Source organism: Kitasatospora sp. NPDC101801 (genome assembly GCF_044766665.1).
In the GTDB taxonomy this organism is placed as follows: domain Bacteria; phylum Actinomycetota; class Actinomycetes; order Streptomycetales; family Streptomycetaceae; genus Kitasatospora.
Genome location: NZ_JBIWML010000009.1, coordinates 116340 through 130317, shown reverse-complemented (window position 1 = coordinate 130317; position 13978 = coordinate 116340). Strand labels below are relative to the sequence as shown.

Annotated in this window: 12 protein-coding genes and 1 riboswitch; of the genes, 7 read left to right on the top strand and 5 right to left on the bottom strand. The window is 72.9% G+C overall.

The window, feature by feature from the left end; genetic code table 11:
• The first annotated feature begins 90 nt into the window (after positions 1 to 90).
• Positions 91 to 238, top strand: a riboswitch (TPP riboswitch).
• The 4 genes from ACIRPK_RS14265 (at position 231) to ACIRPK_RS14250 (ending at position 4328) form a co-directional block, all read left to right on the top strand.
• Positions 231 to 1568: a purine-cytosine permease family protein gene (locus ACIRPK_RS14265; protein WP_403037671.1), complete on the top strand. Its 1338-nt coding sequence runs from the start codon at positions 231 to 233 to the stop codon at positions 1566 to 1568. (Overlaps the previous riboswitch by 8 nt.)
• Positions 1569 to 1656: 88 nt before the next feature.
• Positions 1657 to 2466, top strand: coding sequence for a glycerophosphodiester phosphodiesterase (locus tag ACIRPK_RS14260; protein WP_403037668.1), 810 nt, complete (start codon positions 1657 to 1659; stop codon positions 2464 to 2466).
• A 221-nt stretch (positions 2467 to 2687) separates the two neighbouring features.
• Complete coding sequence (locus ACIRPK_RS14255) at positions 2688 to 3215, top strand: ATP-binding protein (RefSeq protein WP_403037666.1); 528 nt, start codon at positions 2688 to 2690, stop codon at positions 3213 to 3215.
• Between the two features lie 126 nt (positions 3216 to 3341).
• Positions 3342 to 4328 carry a DUF5926 family protein gene (locus ACIRPK_RS14250; RefSeq protein WP_403037664.1) on the top strand — a complete coding sequence of 329 codons (987 nt, stop codon included), beginning with the start codon at positions 3342 to 3344 and terminating at the stop codon, positions 4326 to 4328.
• A gap of 205 nt (positions 4329 to 4533) precedes the next feature.
• Here ACIRPK_RS14250 and ACIRPK_RS14245 read toward each other — a convergent pair whose 3' ends face one another.
• On the bottom strand, positions 4534 to 5256 hold the full coding sequence (locus ACIRPK_RS14245) for a bifunctional DNA primase/polymerase (protein ID WP_403037662.1): 723 nt from the start codon (positions 5254 to 5256) through the stop codon (positions 4534 to 4536).
• A 497-nt stretch (positions 5257 to 5753) separates the two neighbouring features.
• On the opposite strand from ACIRPK_RS14245, the gene ACIRPK_RS14240 reads away from it, so the two are divergent.
• Both ACIRPK_RS14240 and ACIRPK_RS14235 read left to right on the top strand, forming a co-directional pair.
• The gene (locus ACIRPK_RS14240) at positions 5754 to 7106 is read left to right on the top strand and encodes a PP2C family protein-serine/threonine phosphatase (RefSeq protein ID WP_403037659.1); all 1353 of its coding nucleotides are present in this window, start codon (positions 5754 to 5756) and stop codon (positions 7104 to 7106) included.
• Positions 7107 to 7235: 129 nt separating this feature from the next.
• Positions 7236 to 8735 carry an aminopeptidase P family protein gene (locus ACIRPK_RS14235; protein ID WP_403037656.1) on the top strand — a complete coding sequence of 500 codons (1500 nt, stop codon included), beginning with the start codon at positions 7236 to 7238 and terminating at the stop codon, positions 8733 to 8735.
• Positions 8736 to 8788: 53 nt separating this feature from the next.
• On the opposite strand, the gene ACIRPK_RS14230 is transcribed toward ACIRPK_RS14235, so the two are convergent.
• The 3 genes from ACIRPK_RS14230 to ACIRPK_RS14220 form a co-directional block, all read right to left on the bottom strand.
• Positions 8789 to 10168 (bottom strand): hypothetical protein, encoded by a 1380-nt coding sequence (locus ACIRPK_RS14230; protein WP_403037653.1) that lies wholly within the window; start codon positions 10166 to 10168, stop codon positions 8789 to 8791.
• The gene (locus tag ACIRPK_RS14225; RefSeq protein WP_403037650.1) at positions 10165 to 10830 is read right to left on the bottom strand and encodes a SigE family RNA polymerase sigma factor; all 666 of its coding nucleotides are present in this window, start codon (positions 10828 to 10830) and stop codon (positions 10165 to 10167) included. Before ACIRPK_RS14225 ends, ACIRPK_RS14230 begins: the two co-directional genes overlap by 4 nt.
• Positions 10831 to 11481: 651 nt before the next feature.
• Entirely contained in the window at positions 11482 to 11949 is a 468-nt protein-coding gene (locus ACIRPK_RS14220; protein ID WP_403037647.1) for a rhodanese-like domain-containing protein, read from the bottom strand.
• A gap of 130 nt (positions 11950 to 12079) precedes the next feature.
• On the opposite strand from ACIRPK_RS14220, the gene ACIRPK_RS14215 reads away from it, so the two are divergent.
• The gene (locus tag ACIRPK_RS14215) at positions 12080 to 13117 is read left to right on the top strand and encodes a helix-turn-helix domain-containing protein (RefSeq protein WP_403037644.1); all 1038 of its coding nucleotides are present in this window, start codon (positions 12080 to 12082) and stop codon (positions 13115 to 13117) included.
• Here the strand turns inward: ACIRPK_RS14215 and ACIRPK_RS14210 are convergent, their stop codons facing one another.
• A complete protein-coding gene (locus ACIRPK_RS14210; protein WP_403037641.1) occupies positions 13118 to 13888 on the bottom strand; it encodes a MerR family transcriptional regulator in 771 nt (256 codons plus the stop codon).
• Positions 13889 to 13978 lie beyond the last annotated feature (90 nt).

The following is a 13978-nucleotide window of genomic DNA, read 5'->3' as shown; positions in this document are numbered from 1 at the left end:
CGATCCCCCGGGGGTCCGCTTCGTCCCGCGATCCGGACGGCCACCCGCCCGCCTTGGTGTTCGGCCGCCCGGCCGCTAGCCTGGCGCTCCAAACTGACACGCGGGAGCTTGGACCGTCCAGGCTGAGAGTGCGCGGAACGACCGTACGCCATGCAGGTGCTGGCACTACGGCGAGGGAGCGCAGACCGCTCGAACCTGTCCGGGTAATGCCGGCGTAGGGAGCATCGGCCATGACGGCTGTTTCGCCTGCCCCTGTCCAGGAACCGTCCGCGCGCGCCGAGGCGCCGCTCGTCCTGGACACCGCACCTCCTCGCACCCTCGACTTCCGGGCGCTGTTCTCGCTCTGGGCCAACCTCGGGGTCAGCCTGATCGGCTTCACCAGCGCGGCCACCGTGATCGGCGCCAAGGGCTCCGAGCTCTCGCTGGTCGCCGCGATCACCGCCACCGTGGTGGGCACCGTGATCGGCACCGCGATGCTCGGGGTGACCGCCCTGATCGGCGCCCGGACGGGCGCGCCCGCGATGACGGTGCTGCGCGGCCTGTTCGGCACCCGGCTGTCCTACGTGCCGACCGTGCTGAACATCGCCCAGTGCATCGGCTGGGGCGTGTACGAGCTGCTGGTGATCGCGATGGGCGCCCAGGAGGTGACCGGCTCGCAGGGCTGGCGCTGGCTGTTCGTGGTGCTGGCCGGCCTGCTGACCACCGCGCTGACCATCTGGCCGCTCGGCGCGATCGCCGTGCTGCGCAAGTACGTGACGATCGCCGTCGGCATCGCGATGGTCTACTTCACCGTCCAGCTGGTCCGCCAGGGCGTGCCGAACCCCGGTGCGGGCAACTGGACCGGCTTCCTCTCCGCGACCGACGCGATCATCGCGGTCTCGATCTCCTTCGTGCCGCTGGCCGCCGACTACACCCGGCACGCCCGCACCGCCGGTGCGGCGTTCTGGGCCACCTTCTCCGGCTACACGCTGGCCCAGGTCTGGTGCTACCTGCTGGGCGTGGTGGCACTGCTGCAGTCCGACGGCGACCCGAGCCGGATCTTCTCCTCGTTCACCGGGGTGGCCGCGGGCTGGGCCTTCCTGCTGGTGCTGGTGGTCCGGGAGACCGACCAGTCCTTCGCCAACGTGTACTCGACCGCGATGTCGATCCAGAACCTGCTGCCGAAGGTCGACCGCCGGCTGCTGACCGGTGGGATCGGCGCGCTGGTGACCGTACTGGCGCTGCTCACCGACGAGTTCACCGCCTCGTACTACGCCTTCCTCGGCCTGATCGGCTCGGTCTTCGTGCCGATGTTCGCGGTGCTGGCGGCCGACTACTTCCTCGGCTCCGGCCGGCGCGGTTGGAACCTGGCCGAGGACGCCCCGGCCCGCTGGCTGATGCTGCTGCCGTGGGCGCTCGGCTTCGCGACCTACCAGTTCATCGCCCCGACCGCGATCGACGGCTGGAGCGACCGCTGGCACGACCTGCAGTCCGCGACCGGCTTCGAGGCGCAGCCCTGGACCTCGGCCTCGGTGCTCAGCTTCCTGGTCGCGGCGCTGGCCACCCTCGCGGTGACCCGCCGGAAGTGAGGCCGGGCGGCCGCCGCCCCGGGAACTTCACCCGGAGTTTCCCGTGGCGGCGGCCACCGGTCGTCCGGCTGCTCGTAGGGTTACCGGTGTGGATACCCGGAACCAGCCGTTGACCAGCCAGGACGCCACCGACCGCGGCGCCGTGAAGGTGATCGCGCACCGCGGCTCCTCGGCCGCCCGCGCCGAGCACACCCTGGCGGCCTACGCGCTCGCCGTCGCGGAGGGCGCCGACGGCCTGGAGGCCGACATCCGGCTGACCGCCGACGGGCAGCTGGTCTGCGTGCACGACCGGACGGTCCACCGGACCTCGGACGGCCGGGGCGCGGTCTCCGCCCTGACGTTGGCTCAGCTGAACGAGCTCGACTTCGGCTCCTGGAAGGACCCGGCGGCCCCCGAACCCAGCCCCGTCCTGACGCTGGCCCAGTTGCTCGAACTGGTCGCGGACGCCGGGCGGCGGGTGGAACTGGCCATCGAGACCAAGCACCCGACCCGGTTCGCGGGGCGCACCGAGGCCGAGTTGCTCCGGTTGCTCACCCGGTACGGACTGCTTCCGGACAGCCTGGAGGGGTCCGCGGTGCGGGTGATGAGCTTCTCCGAGCTCTCGCTGCACCGGATCCGCCGGGCCGCGCCCGCCGTTCCGACCGTCTACCTGTTCGACCGCAGGCTCCCGGTGCTCGGCCGGACCAAGGCGCTGCCCGGCGGCGCCCGGATCGCCGGGCCCGGCATTGACCTGGTCCGGTCCAATCCCGGGCTGGTGCGCGCGCTGCGCCGGGCGGGGCACTCGGTGCACGTCTGGACGGTGGACGAGGCCGCCGATGTCGAACTCTGCCTGGAACTCGGGGTGACCGCGATCATCACCAATCGGCCGCGCGCCGTGCTCGACCAACTCGGCCGATAAACGCCCCGCGCGAGGGGCGCGAACTGGCGCGAACTCCGGCGTGAAGTACCGGGAGTGGCCAATTCCGGCCGTTTGGACAACGGTCTGTGAGCGGCTAATCACCATTTGCGTACCGTGAGTTGCGGTGCCCGTTAATGTCCCGCCGCGATCGCCGGATGCCCGTTTCCGACCCATTACCAAGGGGCATCCATCCCTCGGCGAATGCTGAAGGAGGTCCGGGGGTGGCGTTGATGATGGCACAAGAGGTGCCGACTTCATCGACCATGGCGGTGCCGCACGGGCCCGCCGGGGTCGGAGCGGCACGACGCCGACTGCGCCGTGATCTCGGCGACCACGAGGTCGCCGACACGGTGATCGACGACGCGGTCCTGATCCTGTCCGAGTTGCTCAGCAACTCCTGCCGGTACGCCCGGCCGCTGGGCCGGCTGGCCGACCTGAAGGACGACGCGCCGGCACCGGTGCCGGCCCCCGTCCTGGTCGGTGTGCGGTCCGGCGAGGACGGTGAGCCCGGCGGGGTGACGGTCCGTTGGCAGCTGTCCGGGCGCGGGCGGCTGACCCTGGAGGTGACCGACGGCGGTGCGGTGACCAGGCCGCTGCCGGCCCGCCCCTCGCTCACCTCGCGCGGCGGCCGGGGCCTGACCATCGTCGGCCGGCTGGCGGACGACTGGGGCGTCCGGGACGCACCCGGGCAGGTGACGGTCTGGGCCGAACTCCCGCTGCGGCCCGCGCCCGGGGCGCGGAGCGCCTGACCGGCCGCCCCGCGCGGCCCCGCCGGACACCCGGACGAGGGTCGCCGGGCCGGAGCTGTCCGGTCGGCCCGGAAAGCTCAGTAGGCTGCCCGGGCAAGCACGTCGCCGTACCGGGAGAGCCGCACCATGGCCAAGAAGGCCGCGAAGAAGTCGCCGCAGAACCGTCCGTCCACCGCCGTGACCTCGGGCGAGATCCCCGTGGTCGGGGCTCGCGAGGACTGCCCGTGCGGTTCCGGCCGCCGGTACAAGGCGTGCCACGGGCGCGAGGCCGCGCACGCGGTCCAGGAGCTGGTCCACCGCCCGTTCGAGGGCCTGCCCGGCGAGGCCGACTGGGTCGCGCTGCGCGAGCTGGTCCCCTCCGCCACCGTCCCGCTCACCCTGGCCAAGGGCATCGCCGACGAGGCCACCGGCCCGGTCCCCTCGGTGACGCTGGCCACCGTGCTGCCGCTGGCCTGGCCCGCGCTGCGCCGTCCGGACGGCTCGATCCTGCTCGGCCTGCAGACCCAGTCCGCCTCCGGCGACCTGAGCCGCGACCTGGCGGACGCCCTGGAGCTGGCCCTGACCACCGAGCCGGGCAGCCCGGTGCCGGCCCGCCGGACCGTCCCCGGCGGCCGCCGCCTGCAGGAACTGCTCGACCTGGAGGCCGAGTTCGTGCCGGTCGTGCACACCGGCTTCGAGTTCTGGCTGGAGGACGCGGAGACCGCCACCGGTGACGTGGCCGCCTCGCTGGAGCAGGCCAACGCGGCCGCCATCCCGACCGAGAAGCTCAGCAGCGTGCCGTCCGCGTACTGGTGCGCCGCACCGGACAAGAACCACCTGCGCTGGGCCATGACCGTGCCGGAGGAGCAGCTGCTGAACGCGCTCGCCAAGCTGACCGCCGCCGAGCAGTCCTCGCTCGGTGCGGACACCCGCCTGGTCGGCTCGTTCCGCGCGCACGGGGTCACCGTGCCGGTCTGGGACCTGCCGCAGAGCATGACCGCCGCCGACTGCGAGGCGCCCGCCGCCGAGTTCGCCGAGCGACTGGCCGCCACCCTGAGGGACGAGGCTCCGCTCACCGCCGAGCAGCGCCGGGTCCGGGGTCACCTGGTGAGCCGTCAGGTGACGCTGAACTGAGGATTTTCCCCGGCGTTCCACCGGGAAAGTGACTCGCGTCACATTTTCCGACCGGAAGGAAAACTGCCAGGTGACAGAGTGTGCGGACAAATTGGCGCGCACGCGGATCTTTGTTACCATTTAAACAGTCCGGTCGCTGGTGCATCCCCCGTCGCCAGCGGCCGGATCTTCTTTTTCCGTACGGGAATTGAGCGCGGCCGGCCGTTCAGCCGGCCAGCCTGCTGCCGCCCGCCGCCGCCGAACTGGCCGCGATCAGCGCCCCCAGCAGAGCGCCCACCTCGGGCAGCCACGGACGCCCGCCGATCGGCGGCCGGATCCAGCGCACGGTGCCCTCGGCCGTCCGGCTGGGCGGCAACAGCAGATAGCCGTCCGGGCCGTGATAGCGCATCACCCCTGGCACCCACGGCTGTTCGGCCAGCAGCTCCCCCAACTCGGCCAGCGTGTACGGCGCCACCAGCAGCACGTAGCGGTCCTGGGCCAGCAGCACCGGGCCGACCGGCACGTCCAGCACCTCGAAGTACTCCAGTGCCCTGGCCCCCGCCTCGGCCGGCAGGCTGACCGCGCTGACCGTCCGGCCGGTGGCCACCAGCACCGAGGCGTCCGGCGAACGCTCGGCCCACCACCAGCCCACCATCCGGGCGTCGGTGGTGGCGGCCGGCAGCGGCGGCTCGTGCGGGTGCGCGCCGGGGGACGGACAGCCCTGGTCCTCGCAGGAGCAGGGCCCGAGCAGGCCGGGCACCGCGTACGCGCCGGGCAGCACCGGCCAGCCGTACCCGGCGGCGGTCCGGGCCGCCGCCAGCAGGGCCGCCCTGACCCGGCGCCGGCTGCCGGGCCAGCGCAGCCAGGAGGACCGGGTGGCGGGCAGGTTCCTGCGGTGCGCCTTGCTCCGGGTCCTGCTCCGGTTCAGACGGGGACGCGTCCATGGCATCTGCGCTCGTTCCTTTCCGCGACCGTGGGGCTCGGGCAGTCGGACCGTCGGCCGCGGCTGCGCCCCGGATGCGTGGGCGGCACCGGTGCACGGGCGGTTCGGCGGGAGTGACCGGGACGACAGGGTGGGCTGGGGCCTGGAGCGGACGGCCCCCGGAACGAGAATCCCGCATGCGACCAGATGGACGCCTGTCGGAGCCGGCTGGTTCCACCGTACGAGTGAGTGAGCACCGGCCCGGCCGGGCACTGGCTCCTCGAACCATACGATCCGGACGGCCCCCTGACGGAGCGTCGGGACGCGGCAGCCCTCCAGGGGCGGCCGATCCGCCCCGGACGGCCGCCACCGCACCCGCCGACCGACCTCGTCCCGAATCTGGACATGCCCCGATCGGCCTGTGTACAAGTGGTGGATTAATGCCGAGTAGTGACAGTAGGAATCGTTTTTGGGCGGTCCTGGTGGTTCTGCGTGACACATACCACTGTGTGGGGAGTTGGGACATGACCGACGCCAAGCCTCTGACGGCGACCGCCACCGTGCTGCCGGACCTCGGCTTCCTGGCCGTCAGCGAGACGGCCGGTCTGCAGGACCGTTTGGTCGGACAGCTGTCCGACCTCACCGTCCTCCAGGAGCACACCGAGCTGCTGGTCCGGGCCCGCGGACTGGCCGACACGCTGGCTGCCGTGCTGGCCTCCGGCGCCGCCCTGCTCGGGGCCCGCCGGGGCCTGATCACCACCACCGCCCGGGGCACCGGCCGCCCGGTCGGCCTCAACCTGGACCGGTCCGAACTCGGCGCGCTGGAGACCGTCCCGGCCGAGCACGGCCCGTTCTCCGGGCTGCTCAGCCACCCCGCCGCGCCCGGCCGGCTGCTGATCACCGACCTGGCCACCGACCCGGCGGCCGGGCCGAGGTTCCGTCAGGTGGCCGAGCAGCTCGGCCTCGGCGCCTGCTACGCCGTACCGCTCGGCACCGACCAGGACGGGCCGCTGGGCGCCGCCGTCTGGTTCTACGACGAGCCGGCCGAGCCCGACCCCGGCCGCCTCCTGCTGGTGCACCGGTACTGCGAGTTCGCCGCCCCGCTGCTGGCCAAGCAGTTCGTCTCGGACCGGGCCGAGCAGCAGGCCGAGGCGCTCCGCCGGGGCCTGCTGCCCGACCGGCTGCCGGTCGCCCCCGGCCTGCGGCTGGCCGCCCGCTGCGTGCCGGCCGCGCTGGAGCGTTCGGCCGGCAGCGACTGGTACGACGCCATCGCCCTGCCGGACGGCACCTTCGGGCTGACCGTCGGCAGCGTCTCCGGCGACGGCCCCGGGGCCGGGCCGGCCTCGGCCCCCGGCGCGGCCGCCGCGATGGGCCGGGTCCGGGCCGCGCTGCGGGCGTACGCGGTGCTGGAGGGCGAGGACCCGGTCTCGGTGCTCGGCGACCTCGAACTGCTGCTCAAGACCACCGAGCCGAACCGGACCGCCACCGCGCTCTACGCCTGGGTGCAGCCCGAGGAGCGCCGGATCACCCTGGCCGGGGCCGGGCACTGCCCGCCGATCCTGGTCACCCGGTACGGCGCCAACTTCGTCGAGACCTCGCTCTCCGCCCCGCTCGGCATGCTCAGCTGCTGGGAGGCCCCGGGCGTGGAGCTCGACGCCGAGCCCGGTGACCTGCTGGTGCTCTACACCGAGGGCCTGGCCCGCCGCTGCGGCCCGACCCTGCACGCCGGCCAGAACGCGCTGCGCCGGGCCGCCGCCGACGCCCCGCGCGAGCTGCGGCAGGAGCCGGACCGCCTGCTCGGCCACCTGCTCGGCAGTGCCCCGGCCGCCACCGACGGCTCGGACGACCTGGTGCTGCTGGCCGCCCGGTTCGATTAGGTTTCGCCCGTTTCTCCGGCTCCCGATCAGTCGTTCGTCCAGCGGTCCGTACGATGGGGCCTACGGCCGCCCAAGCGCGTCGCGATCCGATGCGTCCGGGGCGGAACCACTCGCAAGGAGGCGACGTACGTGACCGAGGACCGTAGCCCGGCGGCAGCCGAGAACCCCGAGGGTGCCGCAGGCGGTGACCAGGCCGAGGAGCAGCCCGTCAAGGGCCGCAAGAACGGACTGTACGGAGAGGTCTCCGACGAGCTGGCCGACTCGATGAAGTCCGGCTGGGCCGACACCGAGCTGCGCGGCCTGGAGCCGGTCGCCCAGGCCCCGTACGCGGCCGAGCGACGGGCCAGGCTGTCCGCCGCCTTCCCCGGCGAGCGCCTGGTGATCCCGGCGGGCAACCTGCGCACCCGGGCCAACGACACCGAGTACTCGTTCCGCGCCGCCAGCGAGTACGTGCACCTGACCGGTGACCAGACCGAGGACGCGGTGCTGGTGGCCGAGCCGGTCGACGGCGGCCACGAGTTCAGCCTCTACCTGCTGCCCCGCTCCAACCGGGAGAACGGCGAGTTCTGGCTGGACGGCAACGGCGAGCTCTGGGTCGGCCGCCGGCACAGCCTGACCGAGGCCGAGCAACTGCTCGGCCTGCCCTGCCGGGACGTCCGCAAGGCCGCCGAGGAGCTCGCCGCCGCGCCCGCCGCGCCGACCCGGATCGTGCGCACGTACGACGCCGGTCTGGAGGCCGCGCTGGCCGAGGTGCTGGACGAGGACCGGGACGAGGAGTTCAAGACCTTCCTGAGCGGCCTGCGGCTGGTCAAGGACGACTGGGAGATCACCCAGCTGCGCGCCGCCTGCGACGCCACCGTCAACGGATTCACCGACGTGGTGCGGGAGTTGGGCCAGGCCGTGGCCACCTCCGAGCGCTGGATCGAGGGCACCTTCTGGCGCCGCGCCCGGGTCGAGGGCAACGACATCGGCTACGGCTCGATCTGCGCCGCCGGTCCGCACGCCACTACCCTGCACTGGGTCCGCAACGACGGCGACGTCCGCCCGGGCGAGCTGCTGCTGCTGGACGCGGGCGTCGAGACGCACACCCTCTACACCGCCGACGTCACCCGCACCCTGCCGATCAACGGCCGCTTCAACGCGCTCCAGCGCAAGATCTACGAAGCCGTCTACGACGCCCAGGAGGCGGGCATCGCCGCCGTCCGGCCGGGCGGCCGGTTCCGCGACTTCCACGACGCCTCGCAGCGCGTGCTGGCCGAACGCCTGCTCGCCTGGGGCCTGTTGGACGCCTCGGTGTACGACGTCGAGAAGGTGCTGGAGCTCGGCCTGCAGCGCCGCTGGACCTTGCACGGCACCGGCCACATGCTCGGCCTGGACGTGCACGACTGCGCGCAGGCCCGCCGCGAGCAGTACGTGGACGCGCTGCTGGAGCCCGGCATGTGCCTCACCGTCGAGCCCGGCCTGTACTTCCAGCTGGACGACCTGACCGTCCCCGAGGAGTACCGCGGCATCGGCGTCCGGATCGAGGACGACATCCTGGTCACCGCCGACGGCAACGAGAACCTCTCGGCCGGCCTGCCGCGCCGGGCCGACGAGGTCGAGGCCTGGATGGCCCGGCTGACCGGCTGACGCTCCACCGGCACCACGGAGGCCGGACCCCGGGGCGGGGTCCGGCCTCCGGGCTACTTGACCCGGTGGATCGGGATGGCCCAGTGGTCGTCGCCGACCGAGGTGAACGTGCCGCCCTTGGTCGGCAGGTAGGCCGCTCCGGTGAAACTGAGACTGGCCATCTTGTCCTGGGTGGTGAGCTTCATCCGGTAGGTGACAGTGCGGCTCTGGCCCGGCGCCAGGGCGAAGGCCGCCGCCCTGCCGGTGACCGCGTGGTCCATGCCGCCTCCCGCCCGCAGTGAGGGGAGCTTGGTCCAGGAGTTGCCGTCCTTTCGTTCCAGGGTGCCTTCCGGAGCGTCGGCCGGGTTGGCCGGAGTGTCGCCCCCGAGCGAGTCGGCCGCCACCACGGGCTCCACGGAGGCGTACGCCGTGGCGCTGGCGTTGTACCAGGTGACCGGGAACGTGACGACCTCGGTCTCGCCCTCCCGGACCGCCGTCTCCTGCCCGAAGGAGACCTTGACGTCGTTCGAGTGCCCCTTCTTCGCGGGATCGGCGTGCTTGCTCAGGTCCAGGCTCTGCACGAGCGAGTCCAGCTCGTCCTGGTAGTCGCTGCGCAGACCGTTGGCGGCGACGAAGACCTGCTCCTTGTGGAAGCCCCACATCTGGGCGGTGAAGCGCTCGTTCGCGTTGCAGGCCACCTGCCACTCGGTCTTGTTCCCGCGGTGACCGTCGACCGTCAGGGTGGTGCGCTTGGGCTCGCCCAGCCGCTTGTAGCCGTCGCCTTCGGCGATGCCGTGCGGATTGCCCCACAGCGGGCAGTACGGCTGGTGGGACCAGCCGTCCGACGCGTCCAAGGCGGCCTCGGTCGGCCAGGTCGCGGTGTCCAGCTCCTCGGCACTGTTCCAGACGGCGATCTCCACGCCGTAGGGGACACAGCTCCCGTACCCCTTCGCCGGGATGACCGACTCCGGTGTGTCGGGAGCGAACACGCACACCCGGATGCCGTCCGCACCGGGGCCCTCGGTCACCGTCCGCCAGCCCGCCGGCACGTCGAAGGTGACGTTGCGGAAGGTGTACGGGGTCGCGGCCGGTGCGCTCGGGGTGGTCTCCTGAGTGGTCTCCGGCGAGGCGGAGGTGCTCGGCGAGGGTGACGGGGAGGGGGACGCCTCGGGCGTCGGCGACGCGCTCAGGCTCGCCGCCGGTGCCGGGTCCTGGTGGCTCGCGGTCGGGCTGCCGGCCAGCGTGAAGTACCCCGCCACCGAGGCCGCCAGGCCGAACATCGCCACGGCGGTGACCACCTGGACCGGCCGCAGCCTCCGCAGGCGCCGGCTCGGCGGCTCGGCCGGCCGGAGGTCGTGCGCCCCGATGGCGGAGGCCCGGACCGACAGGGCCTCACGGAGCAGCCGCTCGGTCGGCGACTCGACGCCGTCGGTACCGTTGTTCTTCTCGCTCATCGGGTCTTCTCCAACTGCTTCTCCAGGGCGTCCAGGGCCCGGCTGGCGGTGGACTTCACAGCGCCCCGGGACAGCCCCAGGGTCTCCGCGATCTGCGCCTCGGACAGGTCCGACCAGTAGCGCAGCACCAGCACCTCACGCTGACGCGAGGTCAGCTCCTGCAGGGCGACCAGCACCCGGCGGTGCTCGTCGTTGAGCACCGCGTGCTCCTCCGCCGAGGCGGCGTCGGCCTCGTGCGGGGGCACGTACTCCCGGGCCGTCTTCCGGCGCCGCAGCACCGAACGGGCCCCGTTCACCACCGAGGTGCGCAGGTACCCCAGCGCGTTGTCCAGATCGCCCAGGTCCTCCCCGTGCCGCTGGTACAGCGCCGTGAACGCCTCCTGCACGACGTCCTCGGCCACGTCCTGACGGTCGACCAGCAGTACCGCCATCCGCACCAGGCTCAACCGCTGTGCGTGGTACAGCTCGGTCAGCGTCGGCCGCTGCTCGTCGGCAGGTCGGCCACCGCGCAGCAGCCGGAAGCCCGAACGCCTCGCCTCCCCGTCCGGCCGGTCGAGCTCGGCGGACCCGGCAACGGCCTCGGCACCGAACAGGAGCCGCCAGGCTCCCCGGAACGCGCCGCGCCCGGAGACTCCGGGCTGCAGGGCGATCGCTATGGACATAGGTGTTCCACTCTCCCCCAGGACGGCACCCGGCCGGCGGGCCTGGTGCCGTCGAAATCAACTGTCATGGTCTGTGACCAGCGCGATTGTTCCATCGGGCCGCAACCCGTTCGGTGCCGGACCATCCGTTCCGGCACCGGTACCGCCCGCCTCGTCACCCCGGACCGGTCGGCACTCCGGGTGCACCGGTCTCAGCCGGCGGAAGCGACGGCGCGGAGGCTCCGCCGGAGCGAGGTCGTGCGCGCCGACCGCCGAGGCGCGGGCCGCGAGCGCCGCGCGGAGCAACCGCTCGGCCGGCGACCCGGTGCCGGCGGCGTCACCGCCGTTCCGGGTCATCGCGCCCTCGCCGGCCGGGGTCCCGGCGGTCCGGGTCTCAGACGCATCCGGTCGGGTCCGCGGTCGGCGCGACCACGAGTCGTCGGCCGCGGCGGGTCCAGTTGGTCGCGCCCATGACGTACTTCTCAATTCGGTGCAAAACGGTCGCAGGCATGACGTAGATCCCCCAAGGAGCCGTAACAGTCCGGTGGTTGGTGAGAACTGTCGGGCCGGTGCCTCCCGGCTTCCCTGGCTCTCAACCTGATAGACGTGCATCCCCTGGGGAGGTTGCAGGTCGGTTCAGAACTTTTTTCGGCACCCTGAGCAGGGCTCCGGTCAGCAGACCAGACCGAGGTCGGCCGGAGTGGCGGTCTTCGGGTCGACCGGGCGGCGGCCCTCGGTCGGCCAGCCCTCGCGGATCCAGTACTCCAGGCCGCCGATCATCTCCTTGACCTCACGGCCGAGTGCGGCGAGCTTCATGGCGCCCTTGGTGGAGCCGTTGCAGGCGGGGCCCCAGCAGTACACCACCAGGAGCCCGGCCGGGAGTTCGGCCAGCCGCTCGGCGGTGATCTCGGCGAGCGGCAGGCTGACCGCGCCGGGCAGATGGGTCCTGCGGTGGGCGCCCTCGGCCCGGACGTCGACGATCGTGAAGTCCTGCCGCCCGTCCCGCAGCGCGTACCAGACGTCCGCCGGGTCGGCCTGGCAGCCGAGCCGCTCGGCGAAGAAGGCGAAGGCGCGCTCGGGGGAGAGCGCCGGGATCTCGGTGACGGGGGAGGTGGCGGCGGCGGGGGCGGTAGTGGTCATGTCCGGGCTCCGGTCGGTCGGTTCTGCTCGCTGGCTGACGACTCCATCCTGCGATCCGGGCACCGGCACCCGACAGTGGCGGGCACGACTACACTCGCCAAGATCCCGCCAGCCCGTCCAGGAGCGTCCGATGGCCGCGCAGCCGCCCGCCCACCCCGTCGCCATCAGCATCGGCCCCCGCCCGGAGCCGGTGCACACCATCGCGGTGTACGCCTTCGACGGCATGGCCCCGTTCGAACTCGGCGTGGTGGTCGAGGTGTTCGCCCTCGCCCGGCCGGAGCTGACCGGTCTGCTGGCCACTCCCTGGTACGGCCTGAAGGTCTGCGCCGAGCACCCCGGCACCCCGCTGAACGCGGTCGGCGGCTTCTCCCTCACCGCCCACCACGGGCTGGACGAACTGGCCGACGCCGACACGGTGATCGTGGTCGCGGTGCCGAACACCTTCGGCGGCGAGGTCTCCCCCGCCCTGGTCGCCGCGCTGCGCACCGCGCACGAGCGCGGCGCCCGGATCGTCTCGATCTGCTCCGGCGCCTTCGCCCTGGCCGCCGCCGGCCTGCTGGACGGCCGGGAGGCCACCACCCACTGGCGGTACGCCGAACTCCTCCAGCAGCGCTACCCGTTGGTCAAGGTCAACCCGGACGTGCTGTACGTCGACCACGGCTCGGTGCTGACCAGTGCGGGCAGTGCGGCGGGCATCGACCTCTGCCTGCACCTGGTGCGCAGCGACCACGGCGCCAAGGTCGCCAACACGGTGGCCCGTCGGTTCGTCGTCCCGCCGCACCGGGCCGGCGGCCAGGCCCAGTTCATCGAGGCCGCGGTCCGCCCGGTCGAGGCGGAGGACGACGGCATCGCCCGCTCGATGCAGTGGGCGCTGGAGCACCTCGCGACCCCGCTGACGATCAGCCAACTCGCCCGCGCCGCAAGGATGTCCGACCGCTCGTACCTGCGGCACTTCACCGCCCGCAACGGCACCAGCCCGATCCGCTGGGTGATCACCCAGCGGATCGCGGCCAGCCTCCCGCTGCTGGAGGACCCGGACGGCACGGTCGAGGAGATCGCGGCGGCCGTCGGCTTCGAGTCGGCCGCCACCTTCCGGCACCACTTCGGCCGCACCATGCGGACCTCGCCCACCTCCTACCGCCGGGCCTTCGGGCGCGGGGTGGCCTGATCAACCGGCCTGGTGGGCGTCCGCGTTCGCCACGATCGCGTCCCGCAGCCACCGGGCCAGACCCGGCGCCACCCGCTCGTAGCCGGCGGTGAACCGCTCGTCGGCGAGGTACATCTCGCCCAGGCCGCGGTGCATCGCGTACCCGCAGTCGTAGTAGGTGTCGGTGATCTGCCGCCGGTGCTCCTCGGCCAGCGCCATGCCCGCGGCGCTCGCCGGGTCGGTCCCGGCGGCCAGGGCGGCGGCGCAGCGGGCGTTGAGCGCCTCGCCGTCGGCCTTGATCCGCTCCCAGTCGGCCTTGGTGTAGCGCGCGGTCCGGCGCCTGGACTGCTGCCAGGCGGCGGAGTCGCCGTACCGCTGCTCGGCCTCGGTCTCCCAGCTCTCCTGGTAGTCCGCGCCGAAGACCTCGAACTTCTCCTCCGGGGTCAGCTGAATGCCCATCCTGCTCGCCTCCATGGCGTGTTCGACGGCCGCGGCCAGGTCCTGGAGGTGGCTGATCCGCGCGTGCAGCAGGTCGCGCTGCCGGCGCAGGTGCTCGGTCGGGCTGACCGTGCCGTCGTCCAGGATGGCCGCGATCTCCTCGAGGGAGAAGCCGAGTTCGCGGTAGAACAGGATCTGCTGCAACCGGTCCAGGTCGGTGTCCCGGTAACGGCGGTACCCGGCCGGGGTCCGGCCGCCGGGTGACAGCAGTCCGATCTCGTCGTAGTGGTGCAGGGTCCGTACCGTCACCTTGGCGACGGCGGCCACCTGACCGACCGAGAGTTCCTCGCCCATCGTCCGCTCCCTCCTTGCTGACCCCGACTCTGCCGCCTCACGTCGCGTGAGGGTCAAGCCCGCACCCGGCGCACGCCGTACGAGTCTCCG

Excerpts from the sequence above, each read along its gene's own strand:
- ACIRPK_RS14265 (WP_403037671.1), top strand. The coding sequence starts at position 231 with ATGACGGCTGTTTCGCCTGCCCCTGTCCAGGAACCGTCCGCGCGCGCC.
- ACIRPK_RS14250 (WP_403037664.1), top strand. The coding sequence starts at position 3,342 with ATGGCCAAGAAGGCCGCGAAGAAGTCGCCGCAGAACCGTCCGTCCACC.
- ACIRPK_RS14245 (WP_403037662.1), bottom strand. The coding sequence starts at position 5,256 with ATGCCATGGACGCGTCCCCGTCTGAACCGGAGCAGGACCCGGAGCAAG.
- ACIRPK_RS14240 (WP_403037659.1), top strand. The coding sequence starts at position 5,754 with ATGACCGACGCCAAGCCTCTGACGGCGACCGCCACCGTGCTGCCGGAC.
- ACIRPK_RS14230 (WP_403037653.1), bottom strand. The coding sequence starts at position 10,168 with ATGAGCGAGAAGAACAACGGTACCGACGGCGTCGAGTCGCCGACCGAG.
- ACIRPK_RS14225 (WP_403037650.1), bottom strand. The coding sequence starts at position 10,830 with ATGTCCATAGCGATCGCCCTGCAGCCCGGAGTCTCCGGGCGCGGCGCG.
- ACIRPK_RS14220 (WP_403037647.1), bottom strand. The coding sequence starts at position 11,949 with ATGACCACTACCGCCCCCGCCGCCGCCACCTCCCCCGTCACCGAGATC.
- ACIRPK_RS14215 (WP_403037644.1), top strand. The coding sequence starts at position 12,080 with ATGGCCGCGCAGCCGCCCGCCCACCCCGTCGCCATCAGCATCGGCCCC.
- ACIRPK_RS14210 (WP_403037641.1), bottom strand. The coding sequence starts at position 13,888 with ATGGGCGAGGAACTCTCGGTCGGTCAGGTGGCCGCCGTCGCCAAGGTG.